Here is a 22,952-nt window from a genome sequence, read left to right on the forward strand (position 1 = left end):
CACAAGGCGCTATAATGTCGGCATAAGAATTCCCAACAGCCCTGAAATGCAACTGCTTGCCGTCGGCCTCAACCATACAACCGCCCCAGTGTCGCTCCGCGAACAGCTGGCGTTTGCGCCTGAGCATCTGGGCCAGGCGGTGATGGCGGCGCGCACCTGGTTCCAGCGCATCGACTTGCGCGACAACGACGAAGCGGCCATCCTGTCGACCTGCAACCGCACGGAGCTGTATGCGGCCAGCCATGTGCCCAATCCGCTCGACGCGGGCGCGCATTTCCTGGCCGATTACCACCAGCTCAACTACAGCGAGCTGCGCCCCCACTTATATATGCTGCCGCAGCACGATGCCGTGCGCCACACCTTCCGCGTCGCCTCCGGGCTGGACTCGATGGTGCTGGGCGAAACGCAGATCCTGGGACAGATCAAGGATGCCATCCGCACGGCCGACGAGGCGGGTGGCCTGGGCACGTATCTGCACCAGTTGTTCCAGCGCAGCTTTTCCGTGGCCAAGGAAGTGCGCAGCAGCACGGAAATCGGCGCCCACAGCGTGTCCATGGCGGCCGCCGCCGTGCGCCTGTCGCAGCGCATCTTCGACAAGATTGCCGAGCAAAACGTGCTGTTCATCGGCGCCGGCGAAATGATCGAACTGTGCGCCACGCACTTTGCGGCGCAGAATCCGAAAAGCATCACCATTGCCAACCGCACCATGGAACGGGGCGAGGAACTGGCGCACCGCTTCAACGGCACGGCCATCCGCCTGGCCGATTTGCCGGAAAAACTGCACCAGTTCGACATCGTCATCTCGTGCACGGCGTCGTCGTTGCCGCTGCTGGGCCTGGGCCTCGTCGAGCGCGCCATCAAGGCACGCCGCCACAAGCCCATGTTCATGGTCGACCTGGCCGTGCCGCGCGATATCGAGGCGGAAGTGGGCCGTTTGAACGACGTCTTCCTGTACACGGTCGACGACCTGGGCAAGGTCGTGCAGACGGGCCTGGAAAGTCGGCAAGCGGCCGTGGCGCAGGCGGAAGCCATCATCGAGACGCGCGTGCAATCGTTCATGAGCTGGGTCGACGACCGCGCCATGGTGCCCGTCATCCAGCATCTGCATGAAAACAGCGAAGCGCTGCGCCTGATGGAAGTGGAACGGGCGCGCAAGATGCTGGCCAAGGGCGCCGACATCGACGCCGTGCTCGAAGCGCTGTCGAAAGGCTTGACGGCCAAATTCCTGCACGGCCCGCAGCAGGCGCTGCACCATGCGCAGGGCGACGAGCGCAAGCAGCTGGTCACCCTGCTGCCGAAACTGTTCCGCCCCCGCCGTTAGCGCAGCCCCACTGGCCGCCCGCGCGGCCGCCCCTGCCCGCCTGCCGGGCTTGCCGGACCCGCACCATCCCTACACTCTTTTACCGCGAATCGCTATGAAACCATCCATGCTGGCCAAACTCGATCAACTGGCGAACCGCCTGGTCGAACTCGACGAACTGCTGATGCATCCGGACGCCACGTCGAACATGGACAGCTACCGCAAGATGACGCGCGAGCATGCCGAACTGGGCCCGCTGGTGGCCCTGTACCGCTCCTACCAGGAAGCGGGCAACGATATTGCGACGGCGCAAGAGATGCTGTCCGACCCGGACATGAAGGAATTCGCCCAGGAAGAGATCGAGGCGGCAAAAGCCACCATGGCGCAGCTGGAGCGCGAATTGCAGACCATGCTGCTGCCGAAGGATGTCAATGACGAGCGCAATATTTTCCTGGAAATCCGCGCCGGCACGGGCGGCGACGAATCGGCCCTGTTCGCCGGCGATTTACTGCGCATGTACACGCGCTTTGCCGAGCGCAACCGCTGGCAGGTGGAACTGGTGTCCTCGTCCGATTCCGACCTGGGCGGCTACCGCGAGGTGATCGTGCGTATCGTCGGCAATGGCGCATATTCCAAGCTGAAATTCGAGTCGGGCGGCCACCGCGTGCAGCGCGTGCCGGCCACGGAAACGCAGGGCCGCATCCACACGTCCGCCTGCACGGTGGCCGTGATGCCGGAAGCGGACGAAGTGGAAGACGTCAACATCAACCCGGCCGACCTGCGCATCGATACCTACCGCGCCTCGGGCGCGGGCGGACAGCACATCAATAAAACGGACTCCGCCGTGCGCATCACCCACTTGCCGACCGGCATCGTGGTGGAATGCCAGGATGACCGTAGCCAGCACAAGAACAAGGCGCAGGCGATGAAAGTGCTGGCCGCGCGCATCAAGGACGTGCAGCTGCGCGAACAGCAATCGAAGGAAGCGGCCACCCGCAAGAGCCTGATCGGCTCGGGCGACCGCAGCGAACGCATCCGCACCTATAACTTCCCGCAAGGCCGGCTGACGGACCACCGCATCAATTTGACCTTGTACAAGCTGGACTTCATCATGGATGGGGATTTGACGGAGCTGACGAATGCGCTGGCGGCAGAGCACCAGGCGGAGCTGCTGGCTGCTTTAGGCGACTAAACGCTGGTGCCATTGCGTCGGCTTACGCTGCGCTAAGCCGACCTACATTCCCAAAGCCAGTTGTAGGTCGGCTTAGCGCGCAGCGCGTAAGCCGACAGCTTTAAGTAGCGGCTAAGCAATAAAAATCTGCCCTTGTGCGAGAATGCGTAACGCTTTTTCCCTATTCACCTCACCGTGTCGCCCATGAAAAATTCACGCACCGTCCTCCTGTCGATCGCCGCCCTGTGTTTCCTGATGCTGGGCGTCGCCATGTATTTGCAGCATGCCATGAACATGGCGCCCTGCCCGCTGTGCGTGATCCAGCGCTACCTGTTCCTCGCCATCGGCATCGCCTGCCTGGCGGGCGCGGCGGCGAACCGGCCGAAAATCGGCGCCGGCATCGGCCTGCTGGCGGCCCTGGGCGGACTGGGCGTGGGCGCCAAGCATTTGTACGTGCTGGCCAATCCCGGCTTCTCGTGCGGCATCGACCCCGTGGAAACGGCGCTGAACAAGATTTTCACGGCGCAAGTCATGCCCTTCATGTTTGAATCGTATGGCGCCTGCGAAAATGCCGGCGAGCCATTTTTCGGCCTGTCCATCCCGCAATGGGCGTTCCTCTGGTTCGCCATTTTTGCCCTCGGCCTGCTGTGGACCTTGCTGCGCCGTAAGAAATAATTGAAAGCACTATGCCAGAAACACTGATCCCCGCCGGCAGCACTGTCGGCGCCCTGCAAATCCGTCCACTGCTCGACCCGCTCGACAACCGCATCCTGCTGGGCCACGCGCTGGGCCTGTCGCGCGTCTCGCTGATCACGCAATCGGAGCGTGTGCTCACTAGCGACGAAGCGGGTCGCTTGTCGGCCTTGCTGGCGCGCCGCCTGCAAGGCGAGCCGATCGCCTATATCGTGGGCCAGCGCGAATTTTTCGGCCTGCCATTCGAAGTGAACGACGCCGTGCTGATCCCCCGCCCCGACACGGAAGTGCTGGTCGAACTGGCGCTCGAGCGCCTGCCGCCCGGCGGACGCGTGCTCGACATGGGCACGGGCAGCGGCGCCATCGCCGTCGCGCTGGCCTACACGCGGCCCGACGCCGTCGTCACGGCCCTGGACGTGAGCAGCGCGGCCCTGGCCGTAGCGCGCCGCAATGCCAGCGCCAACGGCGTCAACATCACCTTCATGGCCAGCGACTGGTTCGAAGCGCTGGGGACGGAAAAATTCGACCTGATCGTCTCCAATCCCCCCTACATCGCCAGCGGCGACCGCCACCTGGCCGAAGGCGATCTGCGCTTTGAGCCGGCCGGCGCGCTGACCGACCACGCGGACGGCCTGTCGGCCCTGCGCACCATCGTCTCCGGCGCCGCGCGCCACCTGGCGTCAGGCGCCTGGCTGCTGATGGAACACGGCTACGACCAGGCGCCGGCCGTGCGCGGCTTGCTGGCCGACGCCGGCTACAGCAAAGTGCAAAGCTGGCGCGACCTGGCCGGTATCGAGCGCGTCAGCGGCGCCCGCCTGGGCTGAGCCCGTCCACGTGCACGGGGCTTGATCCGGCGACGCGCCAGATGCTCCGCAGTTTGTTAAAATATCAAGCGAATTCCTGACCGAAGCGCCGCCCCCGTTCCCCGGGGCGGACGCTGGCGACGCGGCGTTTTTTGGGCCGGTGCCGACGCATTTGCCAAAATTCGGTTAATCTCAGCACAAATTATTTATATGCTGCACAAGAAAGGAAGCTCAAATTGCCCAACCTGTTGACTCGCCGCCTGGCATTGCTGACCGAAGATGCCAACCGCGCGCTGCTGGGCGGCTTGCGCGGCATCGAGCGTGAAACCCTGCGCGTCGACCATGCCGGCCATCTGGCTTCCACGCCCCACCCCGCCGCCCTGGGCTCGGCGCTGACGCACCCTGAAATCACCACCGACTACGCGGAAGCGCTGCTCGAATTCATCACGCCGGCGGAACAGGATATCGCCGTCACGCTCGACAAGCTCGACACCGTGCACCGCCACGCCTACAGCCGCCTCGGCGACGAGTTGCTGTGGAGCCAGTCGATGCCGTGCCAGCTGCCGCCCGAAGCGGAAATCGAGATCGCCAACTACGGCACCTCGAACATGGGCATGCTCAAGCACGTCTACCGGCGCGGCCTGGCCTTGCGCTACGGCAAAGCCATGCAATGCATCGCCGGCATCCACTATAACTATTCGCTCGACGAGCAGCTGTGGCAAGTGCTGGCCAGCAATCCGGACACCAGCGCCAGCCCCGCGCACGCGACGGCCACGCCGAAAGACGTGCAGTCGGAAAGCTACCTGGCGACGATCCGCAATTTCCGCCGCTACAGCTGGCTCCTGATGTATCTGTTCGGCGCCTCGCCGGCCCTGTCGGCCGGTTTCCTGCGCGGCCGCGCGCACAAGCTCGACACCCTGTCCGAGGACACCCTGTTCCTGCCGTATGCCACCAGCCTGCGCATGAGCGACCTCGGCTACCAGAACGACGCCCAGTCGGGCCTGCGTCCGCACGAGAACAGCCTGGACGACTACGTCAACGCGCTCACGCATGCCGTCAACGATCCGTATCCGCCGTATGAAGCGCTGGGTACCAAAAAGGATGGCGAGTGGATCCAATTGTCCACCAACGTGCTGCAGATCGAAAATGAATACTATTCGACCATCCGCCCGAAGCGCGTGATCCGCACGGGCGAGCGCCCCATCCAGGCCCTGTGCCTGCGCGGCGTGCAATACATCGAAGTGCGCTGCATGGATGTCGACCCGTTCGAACCGGTGGGCATCAGCCTGGAAACGGGCCGCTTCCTAGACGCGTTCCTGCTGTTCTGCGCGCTCGACGACAGCGCGCCCATCTCGGCCGAGCAAAGCGCCTGCTATACGAACAATTTCGCCCGCACCGTCAAGGAAGGCCGCAAGCCGGGCCTGACCCTGCGCCGCGACGGCGAGGAGATCGGCCTGCAAGCGTGGGGCGAAGAGCTGCTGGCACGCATCGCCCCCGTGGCGGCACTGCTCGACGCGCGCCACGGTGGCACGCAGCACGCGGACAGCCTGGCCGCGCAAGCCCGTAAACTGGCCGACCCCGATGCGACGCCATCGGCAAAAGTGCTGGCCGAGCTGCGCGCCAACGGCGGCTCGTTTGCCGCCTTCGGCCTGCGCCAGAGCGAACGCCACGCCGCCTATTTCCGCGCGCAGCCGCCGGCGCCGGAACAAAGCGCGTATTTCGACGAGATGGCCGCCAGCTCGCTGGCCGAGCAGCGCGCCATGGAAGCGGCGCCCGCCGGCAGCTTCGACGATTTCGTCGCTGCCTACCGCGCCAGCACCCTGTGCTCGCACACCTGAGCCTGACCTTGCGCAAAGCGCCCCATGCTGACCTTCTACAATGAATTGCACGGCCAGCACCGGGGCCGCTTCGAGATGTTTCGCGGCGCCATGGTGCCCTGCTTCGAGACGCCCGAACGGGCCGACATGGTGGTGGCCGAGCTGGGACGGCGCAACCTGGGCCGCATCGTCACGCCGCACGGCGTGCCGCTGACGTCGCTCGAGCGCATCCACACGCCCCGCTACCTGCACTTCCTGCGCCACGCCTGGCACGACTGGCTGGCGCTCGACCCGGACAATGCGGGCAAGGACGCCTTACCATCCGTGTGGCCCGTGCGCACCTTGCGCAGCGATATCGAACCGGACAACTTCACGGCCAAGCTGGGGCTGTACTCGATGGACAACGGCACGCCGCTGACGGCCGGCACGTGGACGGCGGCCAAGACGGGCGCCGACTGCGCCGTCAACGCGGCCCACGCGCTGCGCCTGGGCGAACGGGCCACGTTTGCCCTCACGCGCCCGCCGGGCCACCACGCGGGCAGCGATTTCTTCGGCGGCTACTGTTTTCTCAACAACGCGGCCCTGGCCGCGCAGCACCTGCTCGACGACGGCGCGCGCAAGGTCGCCATCCTCGATATCGATTACCACCACGGCAACGGCACCCAGAGCATTTTCTATGCGCGCGACGACGTGCTGTTCGCCTCCGTCCACGCCGACCCGCGCAGCGAATATCCGTTTTACCTGGGCCACGCCGACGAGACGGGCAGCGGCGCGGGGCTCGGCTACAACGTGAACCTGCCGCTGCCGGCCGGCACGTCCGCGGCCAGCTGGTTCGCCGCGCTGGAAACGGCCTGCCTGCGCATCGCCATGTACGCGCCCGACGCGCTGGTGGTGTCGCTGGGCGTCGACACGTTCGCCGGCGACCCGCTGTCGCACTTCTGCCTGCAAAGCGGCGACTACCTGCGCGTGGGCGAGCGCCTCGCGCATCTGAACCTGCCCACCGCCTTCATCCTCGAAGGGGGCTATGCGGTGAAGGAAATCGGCATCAATGTCGTCAATGTGCTTGAGGGTTTTGAAACTGCGGAGTAATTCTGGGGTCAGCCCCCCGTCCACATTGACGGTGAGCCTGGGGTTGGCGGTGTTGAGGGTCTGACCCCGGCTTTAGCAGCTCTACATATTCCTGAACAGCGCCATGAACGGCTGGCTCACGGCCAGGGTTTCCGGCCGCGTCTTGAGGCGCAGGATGCCCCGCCCCGCCTCGTCGCGCGTGACGGACGCCACCATCTTCATGTTGACGATGGTGGAGCGGTGGATCTGCTTGAAGATGGCCGGGTCCAGCACGTCGAGCAGTTCGCGGATCGGCTTGCGCAGCAGCGCCTCGCCCTCGGCCGTCATGACGGCCGTGTACTTGGTGTCCGACTGAAAATACGCGATGTCTTCCACCATGATCAGGCGCGTATCCTTGCCGCTGCTGGCCGTCAGCCATACCAGCGGCGGCGACTTGGCGGCCGCCGGCAAAGCGCTGCTCAATTGCTGCAGCAGGCCGGCCAGCGCGCCATCGCCCGTCCTGGCCTTGCCGGCACGCGCCCGCAAGCGCTGCAGGGTCGCTTGCAGGCGCTCGCGGGCGATGGGTTTTAACAGGTAATCGACGGCGCCGTTGTCGAAGGCATCGATCGCGTACTGGTCGTAGGCGGTGACGAACACCACCTGCGTGCCGGGACTCGCTTCCAGCGCGCCGGCCGCCACTTCCAGCCCCGTCAGGCCCGGCATGCGGATATCGAGAAACGCCACGTCGGGGCGCAGGGTGGCGATGGCCTCGAGCGCCGTGCCGCCGTCGTCGCAGGCGGCGACGATGCGCAAATTGGGCCACGCTTCGGCCAGCAGGGCCACCAGCGCATCGCGCAGCAGGGTCTCGTCTTCGGCGATGACGCACGTCATTTCAATCTCATGCATACGACACTCCTTGCGCCGTGCTGTCCGGCACCGTGATGGTGGCCGTCACGCCATCGGGGAAATTGGCGACAATGGCAAACGCGGCGGCATTGCCGTAGGTCAGGCGCAGGCGTTCGCGCACATTGCGCAAACCGATGCCCGTGCCCGCGCCGTCGTCGCTGAACCCCTTGCCATCGTCGGCCACCGTGACGATCACCGTGCCATTGCCGCTGCGCGCCATGATCCAGATGGTGCCGCCGCCGCTTTTCGGCTCCAGGCCATGCTTGATGGCGTTTTCCACCAGGGTTTGCAGCATCATGGGCGGCAGTTCCACCTGGCGCAGGTATTGCGGCACTTCGATCTGCAGGTTCAGGCGCTCGCCCATGCGGATTTTCAGGATATCGAGGTAGGCGCGCGCCCGTTCCAGCTCCGTGCCCAGGGTCGACATCGCCTGCTCCGTGCGCGGCAGCGAGTGGCGCAGGTACAGGATCAGGTTGCCCAGCATTTCGTCGGCCCGCACGGGATCGCTGCGCGTGAGCAGCTGCGCGCTGGCCAGGGTGTTGTACAGGAAGTGCGGCTCCACCTGCGCGTGCAGCAGGCTCAGCTTGGCCACCGTGAGTTCCTTTTCCGTCACCGTCTGGCGCGCCTCGGCCTGCTCGCCGCGGCGCCGCTGCGCCACCCGGCGCGTCATCGCCCGCGTCACCGCTTCCGCATTTTCCAGGTTGCTGCCATGGTCGACGAGGAACCAGTCGGTCCAGGCATTGCGTGCCGGCTCGCAGATCAGGGTCACGCTGCCCGCCTCGCCATTCGGCGTGACGGTGGCAAGGATCTGGTTCGGCCGCGGCTCCAGGAAACCCAGCACGCGCATGCGGGGCAAGCCCGTGTGCGTGTACGGCGCCGCGCGGCGCACGCGGGCCTGCACCTGCAGGCTGTCGCGCGCGCTTTCGACCACTTCGCTGCCCGGCAGTTCGCGGATGGCCGCGTCGATCATGTCGAACACCTCGCCCGCCTCGAACGGGATCTCGATCTGGCGCCGCTGGCGGCTCGACAGGGTGCTGGCATTGACGGCGCCGGCGATCAGGCGCACGCGCCGCACATGCGAAAACGCGTTCGTGACGACGACACTGGCCAGCAGCGCGCCGACGATGACAAAAAAGCCTTCCGTATGCCCGAAGATATAGCGCAGGAAATTCTCCACCAGGATAGCCGTGGCGATGATGTAGGTGACCATCGTGGCCAGGGTGATGCGCAGGATAAAGAAAAGGCTGGTCATGATTTTTCCTTGGGGTTTGAAGTGGGCCCAGCATAGCAATCGGCCCCGGCGACGGAGGCCATTATGCGATGGAAGGGCCATACCGGCGACAAAGGCCAAGAAATAATGCACAAATATGCGCCGCCTCAAAATAAAATCGCTTGCAATTAAATAGCACACGATATATATTGTGTACATGGACGCCGGCAATCGCTTCTTCAGACGGGCATCCTGGGGCACCAGCCCACGAAACAAGTAGCACACTATCTAGTCGTCAACTATTTAATTTACTCGAGGAAAACCATCATGTCGATCAAACAAGTCCTGTACCGCGCTCAAGCTACCGCCACCGGAGGCCGCGAAGGCCGTGCCGTATCGTCCGACAATGTGCTGGACGTCAAGCTGACCACGCCGAAAGAACTGGGCGGCAATGGCGCCGTGGGCACCAATCCGGAACAACTGTTCGCCGCCGGCTACTCGGCCTGCTTCATCGGCGCCATGAAATTCGTTGGCGGCCGCGACAAGATCGCCCTGCCGGCAGACCTGTCCATCGAAGGCAACGTCGGCATCGGCGCCATCGACACGGGCTTCGGCATCGAAGTGGAACTGAAAATTTCGCTGCCGGGCATGGACCGCGCCGCCGCCGAAGCGCTGGTCGCCGCCGCCCACATCGTGTGCCCCTACTCGAACGCCACGCGCGGCAACATCGACGTCACCCTGACGATCGTGTAATCGAACACGCAGAACACGCGGCCCTGCGCCCGTTGCACATCCCCGGCCGCGCCCTGGCGCCGCCGGGGATGTTGCGTTAACGTTGCGTTAACGCAGCGCCTGCAGCAGCTGGTCCGCCAGGGCCGGCGCCGAGGCGGGATTCTGCCCCGTGATCAGCTCGCGGTCGACCACCACGTTGCTGCTCCACGGCGCCTGGTTCTGCACATACTGCGCGCCGGCCGCCTGCAAGCCCGACTGCGGATAGAACTTCATCGTGCCGCCGCCGAGCGCGCCCTGCGCCGCCGCCTCTTCCTCGTTGCTGATCACCGTCATGCGGTAGCCGCTGTAGATCCAGCCGGCCGGCGTGGCGGGCGTCTGGCCCGCTTCCAGCGCGGCCGCAAATGCCCCCGCCTGCGGCAGGGCCGACAGCAGGGCGATGGGGCCGTGGCACAGCAGCGCCGTCGGCTTGCCGTCCGCATGGAACTGGCGCAACAAGGCGCCCAGGCTGGCATCCTTCAACAAGTCCTGCATGGGCGCGTGGCCGCCCGGCACCAGCACGGCCGCATAGTGGCCATAGCCGATCTGCTCCACCCGTTTCAGGCTGATCACGGGCGAGCGGCCCGGCACCGTCAGCGCCAGCTGGTCCAGCAAGGCCTTGTGCGCCGCGTGCGCGGCCGCGTCGCCGCCAAAATAGGCAGCCGTATCCGAGCTGGCGTCCAGGGTGGGCGCCTGGCCCTGCGGCGTGGCGAACGTCACCGTGTGGCCCGCGTCGAGCAGCCGTTTCACGGGCTGCATCAGTTCATTCAGATAAAAGCCCGTCGCGAAGACCTTGCCATCGCGCAGTTCGAGGTGATTCGCGTCGGACAGCACGACGAGGACGTCGGCCGCCTGGGCGGTGGAAAGGGCGGCGAACAGCACACTGCTTAAGAGTAATTTTTTCATCATGAGGATTCCAGTAGAGAAGCCCTCAGCATATTCCGAATCAAAATGGAGAAAAATGATGAATAATGCAGCTGACTAATGCCAAATACGACTGAATGGAAACGCAATGGATAAATTGCAGGCGATGCAGCTGTTTCGCCGCGTGGCCGAGCTGGGCAGCTTTCGCCGCGCAGCCGATGAACTGGACCTGTCGGCCTCGTATGTGAGCCGGCGCATCGGCCAGCTGGAGCAGGAACTGGGCGGGCGCCTGATGACGCGCACCACGCGCCAGCTGGCCCTGACGGAAACGGGCGCCGCCTACCTCGAGCACTGCCGCAAGCTGCTCGACGAACTGGCGCAGGCCGAGGACATGGTGGCCCATTCGACGGCCCACGTGACGGGCCGCCTGCGCATCAACGCGCCGCTGTCCTTGGGCGTGGGCGAGCTGGCCGAGGGCCTGGCCGATTTCATGGCCGAGTGGCCGGCCTTGCGCCTGGACGTCGACCTGAAGGATGCATATGTGGACCTGGCGGCCGCCAACTACGACCTGGGTTTTCGCGTCACCACGGCGCTCACGGATTCGAGCTATGTGGCGCGCCACATCCACGACTACCGCCTGCACATCTGCTGCGCGCCCGCCTACCTGGAGCGCCACGGTCCCCTGCTGGCCCCCACGGACCTGACGCGCCAGCGCTGCTTCATCTACAGCCACGCCCTGTTCGGCAGCCGCTGGCCGCTGCGCCATGCGGGGCCGCACAGCGACATCGAAGTGCCGAACTGGGTGCGCACGAATAACACCCTGTTCATGCGCAGCCTGATCCTGCGGGGCCTGGGCATCGGCATCCTGCCCACCTTTGTCTGCCGCGAAGAACTGGCCAGCGGCGCGCTGGTCGAGCTGTTTCCCGACGTGGAGCGCCCCAGCCTGGCGCTGTTTGCCATCTACCCGTCGCGCCAGCTGGTGGCGCCCCGCGTGACGCGCTGCATCGAGCACCTGAAGCAGTGGTATGCGCAGCGCTACCCCGCGCCGGCGCCGTGAAGCCGGTAAAATCATGGCCACTCTCAATCAAGGATGACCCATGATCAGCTGGCAATGGAACACGTTCGACGAACTCGGCCCCCACGATTTGTACCAGGTGCTGGCCTTGCGCCAGCGCGTGTTCGTCATCGAACAGCAGTGCATTTACCCGGACCTCGATGGCCATGACCAGCAGGCCATGCACTTGCTGGGCTGGCAAACGGCCGGCGGCCAGCGCCAGCTGGCCGCGTACCTGCGCGTGCTGGCGCCCGGCGCCAAGTATGTGGAAATGTCGCTGGGCCGCGTGCTGACGGCGCCCGAGGCGCGCACCACGGGCGCCGGCCGGCAGCTGCTGGCGGAAGGCATCGCGCGGGCCGAGCGCCAGCACCCGGGCCACGCCATCCGCATCGGCGCGCAGCAGTACCTGGAGCGCTTCTACCAGTCGTTCGGCTTTGTCACCGTCAGCGCGCCGTACGATGAAGACGGCATACAGCACATCGACATGCTGCGTGCCGTGGCGGCGGGCACGGCGGCATGACGACGGCCCTCATTTCCTGGAGCGGCGGCAAGGATTCCTGCCTGGCCCTGTGGCGTGCGCGCAACGCCGGCCTGCGCGTGCCGCTGCTGATCACGGCCATGGATGAGGATGGCCGCAAATCGCGCTCGCACGGCGTGCCGCCCGAGTTGCTCGAAGCGCAAGCGGCCAGCCTGGGTGCGCGCCTGCAGCGCTATCACGCCAGCTGGGCCAGCTACGAGGAGAAATTCATCGCCATGCTGCGCGCGGCGAAGGACGAGGGCATAGCCCACGCCATCTTTGGCGACATCGACCTGCAGCCGCACCGCGACTGGGAAGAAAAGGTGTGTGCCGCGGCCGGCCTGACGGCGCATCTGCCCCTGTGGGGCGAAGAACGGCGCGCGCTGGTCGACGAATTTCTCGCCGCCGGCTTCAAGGCCATCGTCGTGTGCATCAATGGCCAGCACCTGCCGCGCGAATTTTGCGGGCGCGAATTCGACGCCGCCTTCCTGGCCGACCTGCCGCCCGGCGTCGACGCCTGCGGCGAAAACGGCGAATTCCACACCTTCGTCTACGACGGTCCCGCCTTCAGCGCGCCGGTGGCGCTGCGCCGCGCGCAGGTGCTGCAATACGACGCGCCGGCCACCTTGGGCGGCGCCACCTATTACTTCCAGGAGCTGGCGCCGGCCTGACGGCGCCTGGCCATGAAAGCAAAAAGGGCGATTCCGTGGAATCGCCCTTTGTCATTGCTACCCTGTGCGCGCTTACTTTTTCGTCACCTTGACCAGCGTGATGTCGAACACCAGGCCGGCGTAGGCCGGGATCACCACGGCGCCCGTCACGGGATCGCGGGAGCCGCTGACACCATAGCCCAGGTCATACGGTATGAGCAGGCGGCGCGTACCGCCCACCTGCATGCCGACCAGGCCGCGGTCCCAGCCCAGGATCATTTTGCCTATGCCCAAGGGAAACTCGAAACCGGTGAGCGCGGGAGATGCATCGAACTGCTTGCCCTTGTTGTCCGGCTTGGTCGCGTCATACAGCCAGCCCGTGTAGGTCACCAGCAGGGTATCGCCGGCCGCTGCCGCCGTGCCGGTGCCGACCACCGGATTGGTAATGGTGAGCTCTTTCACCTGTGTATTCGGGTCCAGCACGACCGGTTTCTCGGTATTGGCAGCAGCACCGCAAGCAGTCAGGGCCACGGCGCAAGCAAGCGTGGCGATCAATTGAAATACCGATTTCATGGTTTCCCTTTAAATATTGGTGTGTGGCTAAGGCCCGTACGGTGCGGACCGGTACGGGCTGGAGTTTAACAGGAGTCGCCGGACCCATTTGTAAGCAGACGTAAGCGCGGCGATAAATTTGTGCGTCAATGCAACGTTGACACAATTATCATATTGTTTAAATTTCCACCTGCGTGCCCAGTTCGATCACCCGGTTGCTGGGGATCTGGTAGTAGTCGGCCGCCGTGCGCGCATTGCGCGACATGGTGACGAACAGGTGCTCGCGCCACGGCATCATGCCGGCGCCCGGCGTCGAGATGATGGTCTGGCGCGCGATGAAGAACGACGTTTCCATCATCTCGAAATCCAGGCCCTGCTCGGCGCATTGCGCCAGCGCCGCCGGAATGTCCGGTTCATCCTTGAAGCCGTAATGCACATTGACCTGGTAGCACTGGTGGCCCAGGTCCACCACGCGCACGCGCTCCGATGGCGCCACCCACGGCTCTTCATGCATGAAGACGGTCAGGAAGATCACCCGTTCGTGCAGCACCTTGTTGTGCAACAAGTTATGCAGCAGCGCATGCGGCACGCCGTCCGTTTCGCCGCGCAGGAAGATGGCCGTGCCGGGCACGCGCAGGGGCGGCGCGATGAACAGCGAGGAAAGGAAGTCGTCGAGCGGAATCGCATGCTTTTCCAGGTTCTCGAACACTAGCTGGCGGCCCCGCTTCCAGGTCAGCATGATGATGAACAAGATCGAGCCCAGCAGCAGCGGGAACCAGCCGCCGTGAAACAGTTTCAGGGCACTGGCCGAGAACAGGTTGACGTCGATGATCAGGAAGAAACCGGTAGCGGCCCAGCACAGCAGCAAATTCATCTTCCAGCGGTAGCGGATGACGAAGAAGGTGAGGATGGTGGTGGCCAGCATGGTGGCCGTGACGGCGATGCCGTAGGCGGCGGCCAGCTTTTCCGACGAGCCGAAGCCGACGACGGCCATCAGCACCACGGCCAGCTGCAGCCAGTTGACGGCGGGAATGTAGATCTGGCCGATTTCGCTTTCCGACGTGTGGCGCACGCGCATGCGCGGCAGGAAGCCCAGCGCGATCGCTTGCTTGGTCATCGAGAAGGTGCCGGAAATGGTTGCCTGCGAAGCGATCACGGTGGCCATGGTCGACAGGATCACCAGCGGGTACACGCTCCAGGCGCCCAGCTGCTGGTAGAACGGATTGGAAATGGCTTCCGGATGGGCCAGCAACAGGCCGCCCTGGCCCAGGTAGTTCAATGCCAGCGCGGGGAAGGCGATCAGGAACCAGGCCATGCGGATCGGCTTCTTGCCGAAGTGGCCCATGTCCGCGTACAGCGCCTCGGCGCCCGTCAGCGCCAGCACCACGGCGCCCAGCGACAGGAAGGCGATGCGGCCATTTTCCAGCAGGAACGCTACCGCATGCAGCGGGTTGACGGCGGCCAGGATGCCCGGCGACTTGATGATGTTGACGACGCCCATGCAGGCCAGCGCGACAAACCAGATCAGCATGATGGGGGCGAAGAAGCGGCCGATGCCGGCCGTGCCGTGCGATTGCACGGAATACAGGCCCACCAGCACGGCAATCGTCAGCCACACCACGTAGGGACTGAAGGCGGGCGTGGCCACTTCCAGGCCCTCGATCGCCGACAGCACGGAAATGGCCGGCGTGATCACGCTGTCGCCATAGAACAGGGTGGCGCCAAACACGCCGATCACCATCAGCGGCACATGCCAGCGCGACGACTTGCTGACGGACGACAGTACCAGCGCCATCAGGGCCATGATGCCGCCCTCGCCGCGGTTGTCGGCGCGCAACACCAGGGTCACGTACTTGAGCGAGACGATCAGGGTCAGGCCCCAGAAAATCAGCGAAACGATGCCCAGCAGGTTGTTGTGCGTGACCTCCAGGCCGTGGGCCGGGTCAAAGACCGTCTTCAGCGTGTACAGCGGACTGGTGCCGATATCGCCGTAAACGATGCCGACGGCCGCCAGGGTCAAGCCAACCAGGCCGCTTTTTTTGTGTTCCGACGTCAAGATTGCACCCGTTTTTGTTTTGTTGCATCGCACAATATGATAGGTATTAGCAAATAGCAAGAGTATTTTTGCATGGTTCCGGGCTGCCCCACAGTCGTTGTTTTATGCCGTTCCGCCATGTCGCGCGGGCTTGCGGCCATTGATTTGTTGCCATTCTACGCCTCGCCAGCGGCGCCGGGCAGCCCCCGGTGTTTTCAGCCATAATGACAGACTGTCTACTCTTTAGCGAACGCCATCATGAATCCAGGCATGCTCTACGCCTCCCTCGCCTTCCTGTGCTGGGGCCTGTTCCCCCTGTATTTCCATGCCATCGGCGAGATCGCACCGCAGGAAATCCTGGCGCACCGCATGGTCTGGTCATTGTTGTTCCTGGGTGTCGTGCTGACCGTGCGCCGCCAGTGGGGCTGGCTGGGCAGCCTGAAGGCGCAGCCGCGGGTCGTGGCCAGCTTCGTGGCCAGCGCGTTTTTGCTGTCCGCCAACTGGTTCATCTATATCTGGGCCGTCAACAACGGCCACGTGGTCGACGCCAGCCTCGGCTACTTCATTACGCCCCTGATCAACGTCATGCTGGGCTTTTTGCTGCTGCACGAGCGCCTGCGCCGCCTGCAGTGGCTGGCCATCGGCCTGGCCGCCTGCGGCGTGGCCTGGCTCACCTGGCAGGCGGGACAAGTGCCATGGATCGCCCTGCTGCTGGCCGCCACGTTCGGCGGCTATGGCTTGCTGCGCAAGACGGCCGCGCTGGGCGCGCTCGAGGGCCTGTCGTTTGAAACACTGATTTTATTTCCTCTGGCGCTGGCCTACATGCTGTGGCTGGCCTGGCATGGCCAGAGCGGCTTCGTAAATACAGACTCCACCGCCACGCGCGCGCTGCTGCTGGCGTCCGGCCCCATCACGGCCATTCCCCTGCTGCTGTTTGCCGCCGGCGCGCGCCGCCTGCCGCTGGCCGTACTGGGTTTGCTGCAATATATCGCCCCCACGGGCCAGCTGCTGATCGGCGTGTGGGTCTTCCACGAAGCGTTCACGCCCGAGCGCATGCTGGGCTTCCTCGTCATCTGGACGGCGCTGGCCCTGTATGCGGCCGAAGGGCTGTGGACGGCCCGCAAGGCGCGCGCCGCCGCCTAGTCCTGCCCCTGGCGTCCGTTTCCGCAGCGCGCAGCGCTGGCCGGAAGCGGGCGTTTACCGTATCCTGTCCGTCTTTGTATATCACCCGAGATTTCTAATGGCAAATTACGTCTACACCATGAATCGCGTGGGCAAAATCGTCCCGCCCAAGCGCCAGATTCTGAAAGATATTTCCCTGTCCTTCTTCCCAGGCGCGAAGATCGGCGTGCTGGGCCTGAACGGCTCCGGCAAATCGACCCTGCTGAAAATCATGGCAGGCATCGACACCGACATCCAGGGCGAAGCCGTGCCGATGCCGGGCCTGAACATCGGCTACCTGCCGCAGGAACCGCAGCTGGACCCGGAAAAGACCGTGCGCCAGGAAGTCGAGTCGGGCCTGGGCGAAGTATTTGAAGCGCAAGCCAAGCTGGAAGCCGTGTACGCCGCGTATGCCGAGGAAGACGCCGATTTCGACGCCCTGGCCACGGAACAGGCACGCCTGGAAGCGATCATCTCGACTTCCGACGGCGGCAATCTGAACCTGCAGCTGGAAATGGCCGCCGACGCGCTGCGCCTGCCGCCATGGGATGCCAAGATCGGCGTGCTGTCCGGCGGTGAAAAGCGCCGCGTGGCGCTGTGCAAGCTGCTGCTGTCGAAACCGGACATGCTGCTGCTCGACGAACCGACCAACCATCTGGATGCGGAATCGGTCGACTGGCTGGAACAATTCCTGCTGCGCTTCCCCGGCACCGTCGTGGCCATCACCCATGACCGCTACTTCCTCGACAATGCGGCCGAGTGGATCCTGGAGCTGGACCGCGGCCACGGCATTCCATGGAAGGGCAATTACTCGACCTGGCTGGACCAGAAGCAAGCCCGCCTGAAGCAGGAAGAGGCGACGGAATCGGCGCGCCAGAAAGCGCTGCAGAAGGAATTGGAATGGTCGCGCCAGAACCCGAAAGCGCGCCAGGCCAAGTCGAAAGCCCGCCTGGCCCGCTTCAACGAGCTGTCCGAACACGAATACCAGAAGCGCAACGAGACGCAGGAAATCTTCATTCCCGTGGCCGAACGCCTGGGCAATGAAGTCATCGAGTTCAAGAACGTGTCGAAAGCGTTCGGCGACCGCCTGCTGATCGATAACCTGAGCTTTACCGTGCCGCCAGGCGCCATCGTCGGCATCATCGGCCCCAACGGCGCCGGTAAGTCGACCCTGTTCAAGATGATCACCGGCAAGGAAACGCCGGACAGCGGCGAAGTGGCCATCGGCCAGACGGCGCGCGTCTCCATCGTCGACCAGAACCGCGATTCGCTGGCCGACAACAAGTCCGTGTTTGAAGACGTGTCCGGCGGCGCCGACATGCTGACGGTCGGCCGCTTCGAAATGCCGTCGCGCGCCTACCTGGGCCGCTTCAACTTCAAGGGCTCGGACCAGCAAAAGCAAGTGGGCAACCTGTCCGGCGGTGAACGCGGACGTTTGCACCTGGCAAAAACCTTGCTGATGGGCGGCAACGTCCTGCTGCTCGATGAACCGTCGAACGATCTGGACGTGGAAACCTTGCGCGCGCTGGAAGACGCCCTGCTGGAATTTGCCGGCAGCGTCATGGTCATTTCGCATGATCGTTGGTTCCTCGACCGTATCGCCACGCACATCCTCGCTTTCGAAGGCAACTCGCAAGTGACCTTCTTTGACGGCAACTATCAAGAATACGAAGCCGACAAGAAGAAACGCCTGGGCGAAGAAGGCGCGAAACCAAAACGTATCCGCTACAAGCCGCTGACCACGTAATTTCGGTCCGGCAATGCAAAAAGGCAGTTACCTCGCGGTAACTGCCTTTTTTTTCAGCACACTTCCAGTTTTTAAAACCGTAGCGAGCGGCAACGAATTGTGGCTGAGAAGCGGAGCTGTGCTATAGCACAGTGAGCATCGGAGGCCGCAAGGCGTGCCGCACAGTAGGTTTTTAGAAGTTGTAGCGTGCGCCCAAAGCGAGGCCCGTCGCCTTGCGGCCCTGGTCGGCGCTCTTGCCGAAGTGTTCCACTTCCGCCGTCAGCGAGACTTTCTCGTTGATCGCGTACTGGGCACCGACGGAAGCGTACACGCCCGTCTTGTCGTTGCCGCTGATGCCGGTCGACAGGCCCGTGCCGCTCAAGCTGTTCTTGACCTTGGCCACGCCCAGCTTGCCGAACACGCCCACTTTATCGCTCACCGGCATGGTGGCCTTGCCGGCCAGGTAGTAGCCGTGCGAATCGCTTTTCACGGAACCGTTGCCGGCGCTGGTGACATAGCTGTAGTCCTTGCTGCCGAAATCGGCATAGCCGCCCTCGATTGCCCAGGTTTTATCGAAATCGTAACCGGCGAAGACCTTGGCGCCGGCCTTGTAGCCGCTGTGATTATCGGCGCTGGTGGCGCCAGGAATATCGAAGTTGTAACGGTTACCCGTGATACCGGCACCCACATAGGCGCCTTCAGCGTGTGCGGCGCTCATGCCGGTCAGTGCGGTGGCCGTAGCGATCATTGCAAACAGGATTTTCTTCTTCATCATGTTCTCTCTCTCAATTAGTGAATGGTGCCTGGATTCGCAGTTCAGCGAAGTGCGATGACTACACAATAACAGCCGAAAAAAGCCACGTCTTTCTCCATTCCGTAAGAACTGTGACAAGATGTAAGCGGAAATTTCAAACTGACAATAAAGCAAAGATGCGCACTGTTGAGCGAACTTAAGATAGACTTAAGAGCATTAGCGATTTTCAGTCCACAGGAGAGGTGCATGCATAAACGCCAGTTTCTCGCCGCCGCCATGGCCGCCGCGGCCCTGCCCGCCATTGCCCGGGCCGCGCCCGCCGCCGCCGGCCTGCGCGGCCCGGCCCTGCTGACCATCACGGGCAGCATCGACAAGCCCAACCGGGGGCCGTTCGACGCCGTGCGCGACCAGATGATGCACAAGCAAAAAATCAGTTTTGAGCGGGCGCGGGCATTCGACTTTGCGGCGCTGGCGAACTTGCCGGCACGCACCATCCACCCCACCCTGGAATACGACGGCAAGGCGCATGCCCTGCGCGGGCCCCTGCTGGTCGATGTCTTGAAGGTGGCGGGCGCCCCGGATGATGGCGAGGTGCGCCTGCTGCTGCGCGCCGTGGACGGCTATGCAGCGGCGCTGACCGTGGCGCAGGCGCGCGCACAGCGTTTTATAGTCGCCACCCACCTGGACGGCCAGGCGATGGCGCTGGGCGGCCTGGGCCCGCTATGGGCGATCCACGATGCGGACCGCATCGCGGCCGTGGCGGCCCTGCCCCTGGGCGAACGGTTCGCCAGCTGCCCGTGGGCGCTGTATCACATCGGCGTGGAAGCTGGCTGACGCTGCTTAAAACGCCAAACACAACCGTGGCGAGCGGCAGTGGGGCGCGGCGCCCCCGTTGGCCGGAGAAGCGGCGCTGTGCGCATGCACGAGGCCGCCGAGACAGTGGGCATCGGCCGCCGCACGCGCTGCAGGTTGCGACAGGCGATCAGGCGTAGGCTTCCGCCATCGACATGACGCGCGGCGCGATGGTGATGCCGTGCTCCTCGAACAGGGCCGTGATGGCCGCCAGGTTGTGCGTGCACTCCTCGGTTTTCCAGCCCTTGAAGATATCCGTGCCATCTTTCTGGAAATGCAGGTCCAGCACTTTGCCCGAGTCCTTGTGCAGGTAGGGCGAACTATAGGTGTTCTCGAAGCCGAGCGCCTTCAATTGTCCCAGCAAGGCATGCGGTGGATGGTCGGGATCGGTGGCGAGGAAAATGCCGAAGGTCTTGCCCGGTGGTTTGGCGGCGATGTCGACCTCATAAATACCGGGGGCCTTGCTGACGGACGTACTCTTTAAAAATAACATACTACACTCCCTGCGCGTGGTGTCCTGCGCCTGAAACGGGCGGCAAGACAGGGGGTGCTGCGCAATGATTCCCCTCGTCAAATCTTATTGCTAATTTGCATCTTTGTCGACAAATCGGCACTTTTATTTGGTAAGTCGTGGTTATCTTGTCGCGTTCGCCAGCGTAAATTATCAATAAAGCCAGTTATCATTGCGCCAATACCCGGCCTGCTGCATACTTTTGGCTTGCGTAAAGATTGCTCCAGCGCCAGGCGCCTGGGCAAGACCTGCACGCCCTGGCCTGCCCACCTTCGTCTCCATGCGCCTTCTGTCGATCAAGTACCGCCTGCTCATCCTCCTGACCCTGATCCTGGGGGCGGGCTTCCTGGCCACCAGCCTGGCCAGCTACCTGGCCTCGCGCCAGGCCATCGAGCATGGCATCGCCGACCAGACCTTGCCTTTGACGGGCGACAATATTTATTCCGAAATCCAGAAAGACATGCTGCGCCCCGTCTTCATCTCGTCGCTGATGGCGCACGACACCTTCGTGCGCGACTGGATACTCGCCGGCGAGCGCGACCCGGCGCAGATCGTGCGCTACCTGGCCGAAGTGAAGAAGAAATACGGCGCCATCACCAGCTTTCTCGTCTCGGACAAGAGCAGCAAATATTATTATGCCGAAGGCACGCTGAAATCCGTCAGCCCGCAAGCGACGCGCGACATCTGGTACTACCGCGTGCGCGCCATGGAAAACAGCGACTACGAAACGAATGTCGACGTGGACATGGCCAACCGCGACAGCATGACCATCTTCATCAACCACCGCGTGTACGACTACGACGGCCAGTTCATCGGCGCCACCGGCATCGGCCTGACCCTGGCCACCATGAGCCACATCATCGACCGCTACCAGGCGCGCTTCCACCGCAACATCTATTTTGTCGACGACGCCGGCACCCTGGTGTTGGCAGGCAAGACCATGCGCAACGGGCACGGCAACATCCGCAGCCTGCCCGGCGTGACCGCCATTGCCGACCGGATCATCAACCAGCAGAGCGAACCGACGCACCTGTCGTACCAGCTGGGCCGCGCGCAAATCCTCGTCAATTCGCGTTTCATTCCGGAACTGGGCTGGTACCTGGTGGTCGAGCAGAATGTCAGCGACGAAGTCCAGTCGCTGCAGCGCGTATTCATCTTCAACCTGGCCATCAGCTTTGGCGTCACCCTGCTGGTACTGGTGCTGACCTTGCTGACGGTGAACCGCTACCAGCGCCGCATCGAGCGCATCGCCTCGACGGATGCGCTGACGGGGCTATTGAACCGCCAATCGCTGGAATTGCTGTTCCAGCGCGCCATGCTTCTGTCCAAGCGCACGGCGCAGCCGATGTCGGCCATCCTGTTCGACATCGATTTCTTCAAGCGCGTCAACGATACGCACGGCCACCTGTGGGGCGACAAGGTCATCCGTGGCGTGGCCGACGTGGCGCGCGCTACCGTGCGCGAAAGCGACGTCATCACGCGCTGGGGCGGCGAGGAATACCTGGTGCTGCTGAATAACTGCAGCCTGGCCAAGGCGGCGGAAGTGGCGGAAAACCTGCGCGCCGCCGTCGAACAGCACGATTTCGGCCTGCCCGAGCCGCAGATACCCGTGACGATCAGCCTGGGCGTGGCCGAGTACCGGCTCGACGAAAGCGAATCGGCGTTCTTTTCACGCGCCGACAGCGCCCTGTATCAGGCGAAACAGCAGGGCCGCAACGGCGTGCACGCGAGCTAGCGCTCGGACTTGCGCTTGGCCAGCGCCTGCGTGGGCGCCACCAGCGCCCGGTACAACTCGCCCGTGGCGGCATCCCAGCCTTGCACCGCCTGCTGCTGGCGTTGCACGGTAGCCGAATCGCCGCGGGCGATGGGCCCGGACAGCGCGGGCGCGGCGCCCAGGCGAAACACATTGGCCACCGCTTCCGTCACCAGGGGCTGCGCCAGTTCGCGCGCCACGGGCTCGGGAATCCCGGCCGCCTGATAGGCGCGCAGCGCCGCATCGAGCACCGTCACCAGGTAATTGCTGGCAAACACGGCCGCGGCGTGATACAGGGTCTTGGCGGCCGGATCGATGGGCACGGGGCGCGCGCCGATGGCGTTCAAGGCCGGCGTGAGGAAGGCCAGCGCCAGCGCATCGCCTTCGACGCCGCAAAAGGTGCCGTCAAAGGTGGCCGCCACCTGCTGCGGATCGGCAAAGCTGCGGATCGGGTGCGCGCTGGCCACCGAGGCGCCCGCCTGCGTGGCCGCCAGCAGCACGCTGGACGCCAGCGCGCCGCTGCAGTGAAACACGATGGCGCCCGCCTGGCGTCCCTCGGCCACCAGTGCCGCGCACGCGGGGCCGATCTGGTCGTCCGCCACGGCCAGCATGGTGACATCGGCATGGCGCAAGGCCGCATAGTGCGCGACAGGCGTGCCGGCACCGATGAAATCGACGGCCGCCTGCGCCGACGCCATCGAGCGCGTCAGCACGTCCTGCACGGCGATACCGTCCACGCCGGCGAACAGACGGCCCAGCACGCGGCCCACATGGCCGGCGCCGACGATGTTGAGGGTGACGTTCATGG

Annotated in this window: 22 protein-coding genes; 14 read left to right on the plus strand and 8 right to left on the minus strand. The window is 64.2% G+C overall.

All coding sequences use genetic code 11. The features are described 5' to 3' along the window. Positions 1 to 46: 46 nt before the first annotated feature. The 6 genes from hemA (at position 47) to VPH41_RS22230 (ending at position 6,873) form a co-directional block, all read left to right on the plus strand. Positions 47 to 1,321 (plus strand): glutamyl-tRNA reductase, encoded by a 1,275-nt coding sequence (gene hemA, locus VPH41_RS22205; protein WP_152281874.1) that lies wholly within the window; start codon positions 47 to 49, stop codon positions 1,319 to 1,321. Positions 1,322 to 1,415: 94 nt separating this feature from the next. Continuing rightward, positions 1,416 to 2,492 (plus strand): peptide chain release factor 1, encoded by a 1,077-nt coding sequence (gene prfA, locus VPH41_RS22210; RefSeq protein ID WP_152257601.1) that lies wholly within the window; start codon positions 1,416 to 1,418, stop codon positions 2,490 to 2,492. A gap of 183 nt (positions 2,493 to 2,675) precedes the next feature. Further along, positions 2,676 to 3,146: a disulfide bond formation protein B gene (locus VPH41_RS22215; protein WP_328571518.1), complete on the plus strand. Its 471-nt coding sequence runs from the start codon at positions 2,676 to 2,678 to the stop codon at positions 3,144 to 3,146. Positions 3,147 to 3,157: 11 nt separating this feature from the next. Beyond that, on the plus strand, positions 3,158 to 3,988 hold the full coding sequence (gene prmC / locus VPH41_RS22220; RefSeq protein WP_152281872.1) for a peptide chain release factor N(5)-glutamine methyltransferase: 831 nt from the start codon (positions 3,158 to 3,160) through the stop codon (positions 3,986 to 3,988). 215 nt (positions 3,989 to 4,203) lie between these two features. After that, positions 4,204 to 5,805 carry a glutamate--cysteine ligase gene (gshA, locus tag VPH41_RS22225; protein ID WP_328571519.1) on the plus strand — a complete coding sequence of 534 codons (1,602 nt, stop codon included), beginning with the start codon at positions 4,204 to 4,206 and terminating at the stop codon, positions 5,803 to 5,805. 24 nt (positions 5,806 to 5,829) lie between these two features. After that, entirely contained in the window at positions 5,830 to 6,873 is a 1,044-nt protein-coding gene (locus VPH41_RS22230; protein WP_287776223.1) for a histone deacetylase family protein, read from the plus strand. Positions 6,874 to 6,954: 81 nt separating this feature from the next. Here the strand turns inward: VPH41_RS22230 and VPH41_RS22235 are convergent, their stop codons facing one another. After that, the gene (locus tag VPH41_RS22235) at positions 6,955 to 7,737 is read right to left on the minus strand and encodes a LytR/AlgR family response regulator transcription factor (protein WP_328571520.1); all 783 of its coding nucleotides are present in this window, start codon (positions 7,735 to 7,737) and stop codon (positions 6,955 to 6,957) included. After that, on the minus strand, positions 7,730 to 8,989 hold the full coding sequence (locus tag VPH41_RS22240) for a histidine kinase (protein WP_152281868.1): 1,260 nt from the start codon (positions 8,987 to 8,989) through the stop codon (positions 7,730 to 7,732). The genes VPH41_RS22235 and VPH41_RS22240 overlap by 8 nt, the downstream gene beginning before the upstream one ends. 285 nt (positions 8,990 to 9,274) lie before the next feature. Between VPH41_RS22240 and VPH41_RS22245 the strand changes: the two genes are divergently transcribed. Further along, entirely contained in the window at positions 9,275 to 9,700 is a 426-nt protein-coding gene (locus VPH41_RS22245) for an organic hydroperoxide resistance protein (protein ID WP_152257608.1), read from the plus strand. A gap of 87 nt (positions 9,701 to 9,787) precedes the next feature. Here the strand turns inward: VPH41_RS22245 and VPH41_RS22250 are convergent, their stop codons facing one another. After that, positions 9,788 to 10,624, minus strand: a complete 837-nt coding sequence (locus VPH41_RS22250) for a type 1 glutamine amidotransferase domain-containing protein (protein ID WP_328571521.1) — start codon at positions 10,622 to 10,624, stop codon at positions 9,788 to 9,790. Between the two features lie 103 nt (positions 10,625 to 10,727). On the opposite strand from VPH41_RS22250, the gene VPH41_RS22255 reads away from it, so the two are divergent. From VPH41_RS22255 to VPH41_RS22265, 3 genes are read left to right on the plus strand one after another with little or no spacing between them, the layout of a single operon-like run. Further along, a complete protein-coding gene (locus VPH41_RS22255) occupies positions 10,728 to 11,636 on the plus strand; it encodes a LysR family transcriptional regulator (protein WP_328571522.1) in 909 nt (302 codons plus the stop codon). 40 nt (positions 11,637 to 11,676) lie between these two features. Then, the gene (locus tag VPH41_RS22260) at positions 11,677 to 12,153 is read left to right on the plus strand and encodes a GNAT family N-acetyltransferase (RefSeq protein WP_328571523.1); all 477 of its coding nucleotides are present in this window, start codon (positions 11,677 to 11,679) and stop codon (positions 12,151 to 12,153) included. Further along, positions 12,150 to 12,821, plus strand: coding sequence for a diphthine--ammonia ligase (locus tag VPH41_RS22265; protein WP_328571524.1), 672 nt, complete (start codon positions 12,150 to 12,152; stop codon positions 12,819 to 12,821). The genes VPH41_RS22260 and VPH41_RS22265 overlap by 4 nt, the downstream gene beginning before the upstream one ends. Positions 12,822 to 12,893: 72 nt before the next feature. On the opposite strand, the gene VPH41_RS22270 is transcribed toward VPH41_RS22265, so the two are convergent. Together VPH41_RS22270 and VPH41_RS22275 are read right to left on the minus strand one after the other, a co-directional pair. Continuing rightward, positions 12,894 to 13,373: an FKBP-type peptidyl-prolyl cis-trans isomerase gene (locus tag VPH41_RS22270; RefSeq protein WP_152281863.1), complete on the minus strand. Its 480-nt coding sequence runs from the start codon at positions 13,371 to 13,373 to the stop codon at positions 12,894 to 12,896. Between the two features lie 157 nt (positions 13,374 to 13,530). After that, positions 13,531 to 15,408, minus strand: coding sequence for a potassium transporter Kup (locus VPH41_RS22275; protein WP_152281862.1), 1,878 nt, complete (start codon positions 15,406 to 15,408; stop codon positions 13,531 to 13,533). A gap of 237 nt (positions 15,409 to 15,645) precedes the next feature. Here VPH41_RS22275 and rarD point away from each other — a divergent pair, with 237 nt between their 5' ends. Then, positions 15,646 to 16,530, plus strand: coding sequence for an EamA family transporter RarD (rarD, locus tag VPH41_RS22280; protein WP_328571525.1), 885 nt, complete (start codon positions 15,646 to 15,648; stop codon positions 16,528 to 16,530). Positions 16,531 to 16,627: 97 nt separating this feature from the next. After that, a complete protein-coding gene (gene ettA / locus VPH41_RS22285; RefSeq protein ID WP_086144373.1) occupies positions 16,628 to 18,295 on the plus strand; it encodes an energy-dependent translational throttle protein EttA in 1,668 nt (555 codons plus the stop codon). 172 nt (positions 18,296 to 18,467) lie between these two features. Here the strand turns inward: ettA and VPH41_RS22290 are convergent, their stop codons facing one another. Next, positions 18,468 to 19,049 (minus strand): porin family protein, encoded by a 582-nt coding sequence (locus VPH41_RS22290; RefSeq protein WP_152281860.1) that lies wholly within the window; start codon positions 19,047 to 19,049, stop codon positions 18,468 to 18,470. Positions 19,050 to 19,274: 225 nt separating this feature from the next. On the opposite strand from VPH41_RS22290, the gene VPH41_RS22295 reads away from it, so the two are divergent. Beyond that, entirely contained in the window at positions 19,275 to 19,862 is a 588-nt protein-coding gene (locus VPH41_RS22295) for a molybdopterin-dependent oxidoreductase (protein WP_328571526.1), read from the plus strand. Between the two features lie 148 nt (positions 19,863 to 20,010). On the opposite strand, the gene VPH41_RS22300 is transcribed toward VPH41_RS22295, so the two are convergent. After that, positions 20,011 to 20,373 carry a hypothetical protein gene (locus VPH41_RS22300; RefSeq protein WP_152281858.1) on the minus strand — a complete coding sequence of 121 codons (363 nt, stop codon included), beginning with the start codon at positions 20,371 to 20,373 and terminating at the stop codon, positions 20,011 to 20,013. Positions 20,374 to 20,671: 298 nt separating this feature from the next. Here VPH41_RS22300 and VPH41_RS22305 point away from each other — a divergent pair, with 298 nt between their 5' ends. Next, a complete protein-coding gene (locus VPH41_RS22305; RefSeq protein WP_328571527.1) occupies positions 20,672 to 22,126 on the plus strand; it encodes a sensor domain-containing diguanylate cyclase in 1,455 nt (484 codons plus the stop codon). On the opposite strand, the gene VPH41_RS22310 is transcribed toward VPH41_RS22305, so the two are convergent. Then, positions 22,123 to 22,950 carry a Rossmann-like and DUF2520 domain-containing protein gene (locus tag VPH41_RS22310; protein WP_152281856.1) on the minus strand — a complete coding sequence of 276 codons (828 nt, stop codon included), beginning with the start codon at positions 22,948 to 22,950 and terminating at the stop codon, positions 22,123 to 22,125. The two genes, VPH41_RS22305 and VPH41_RS22310, sit on opposite strands and share 4 nt — an antisense overlap. Positions 22,951 to 22,952: the final 2 nt, after the last annotated feature.

Origin of the sequence: Janthinobacterium sp. P210006 (genome assembly GCF_036231885.1) — a bacterium.
Classification (GTDB): domain Bacteria; phylum Pseudomonadota; class Gammaproteobacteria; order Burkholderiales; family Burkholderiaceae_D; genus Janthinobacterium; species Janthinobacterium violaceinigrum.

Excerpts from the sequence above, each read along its gene's own strand:
- hemA (WP_152281874.1), top strand. The coding sequence starts at position 47 with ATGCAACTGCTTGCCGTCGGCCTCAACCATACAACCGCCCCAGTGTCG.
- prfA (WP_152257601.1), top strand. The coding sequence starts at position 1,416 with ATGAAACCATCCATGCTGGCCAAACTCGATCAACTGGCGAACCGCCTG.
- VPH41_RS22215 (WP_328571518.1), top strand. The coding sequence starts at position 2,676 with ATGAAAAATTCACGCACCGTCCTCCTGTCGATCGCCGCCCTGTGTTTC.
- prmC (WP_152281872.1), top strand. The coding sequence starts at position 3,158 with ATGCCAGAAACACTGATCCCCGCCGGCAGCACTGTCGGCGCCCTGCAA.
- VPH41_RS22230 (WP_287776223.1), top strand. The coding sequence starts at position 5,830 with ATGCTGACCTTCTACAATGAATTGCACGGCCAGCACCGGGGCCGCTTC.
- VPH41_RS22235 (WP_328571520.1), bottom strand. The coding sequence starts at position 7,737 with ATGCATGAGATTGAAATGACGTGCGTCATCGCCGAAGACGAGACCCTG.
- VPH41_RS22240 (WP_152281868.1), bottom strand. The coding sequence starts at position 8,989 with ATGACCAGCCTTTTCTTTATCCTGCGCATCACCCTGGCCACGATGGTC.
- VPH41_RS22245 (WP_152257608.1), top strand. The coding sequence starts at position 9,275 with ATGTCGATCAAACAAGTCCTGTACCGCGCTCAAGCTACCGCCACCGGA.
- VPH41_RS22250 (WP_328571521.1), bottom strand. The coding sequence starts at position 10,624 with ATGATGAAAAAATTACTCTTAAGCAGTGTGCTGTTCGCCGCCCTTTCC.
- VPH41_RS22255 (WP_328571522.1), top strand. The coding sequence starts at position 10,728 with ATGGATAAATTGCAGGCGATGCAGCTGTTTCGCCGCGTGGCCGAGCTG.
- VPH41_RS22260 (WP_328571523.1), top strand. The coding sequence starts at position 11,677 with ATGATCAGCTGGCAATGGAACACGTTCGACGAACTCGGCCCCCACGAT.
- VPH41_RS22265 (WP_328571524.1), top strand. The coding sequence starts at position 12,150 with ATGACGACGGCCCTCATTTCCTGGAGCGGCGGCAAGGATTCCTGCCTG.
- VPH41_RS22270 (WP_152281863.1), bottom strand. The coding sequence starts at position 13,373 with ATGAAATCGGTATTTCAATTGATCGCCACGCTTGCTTGCGCCGTGGCC.
- rarD (WP_328571525.1), top strand. The coding sequence starts at position 15,646 with ATGAATCCAGGCATGCTCTACGCCTCCCTCGCCTTCCTGTGCTGGGGC.
- ettA (WP_086144373.1), top strand. The coding sequence starts at position 16,628 with ATGGCAAATTACGTCTACACCATGAATCGCGTGGGCAAAATCGTCCCG.
- VPH41_RS22290 (WP_152281860.1), bottom strand. The coding sequence starts at position 19,049 with ATGATGAAGAAGAAAATCCTGTTTGCAATGATCGCTACGGCCACCGCA.
- VPH41_RS22295 (WP_328571526.1), top strand. The coding sequence starts at position 19,275 with ATGCATAAACGCCAGTTTCTCGCCGCCGCCATGGCCGCCGCGGCCCTG.
- VPH41_RS22300 (WP_152281858.1), bottom strand. The coding sequence starts at position 20,373 with ATGTTATTTTTAAAGAGTACGTCCGTCAGCAAGGCCCCCGGTATTTAT.
- VPH41_RS22305 (WP_328571527.1), top strand. The coding sequence starts at position 20,672 with ATGCGCCTTCTGTCGATCAAGTACCGCCTGCTCATCCTCCTGACCCTG.
- VPH41_RS22310 (WP_152281856.1), bottom strand. The coding sequence starts at position 22,950 with ATGAACGTCACCCTCAACATCGTCGGCGCCGGCCATGTGGGCCGCGTG.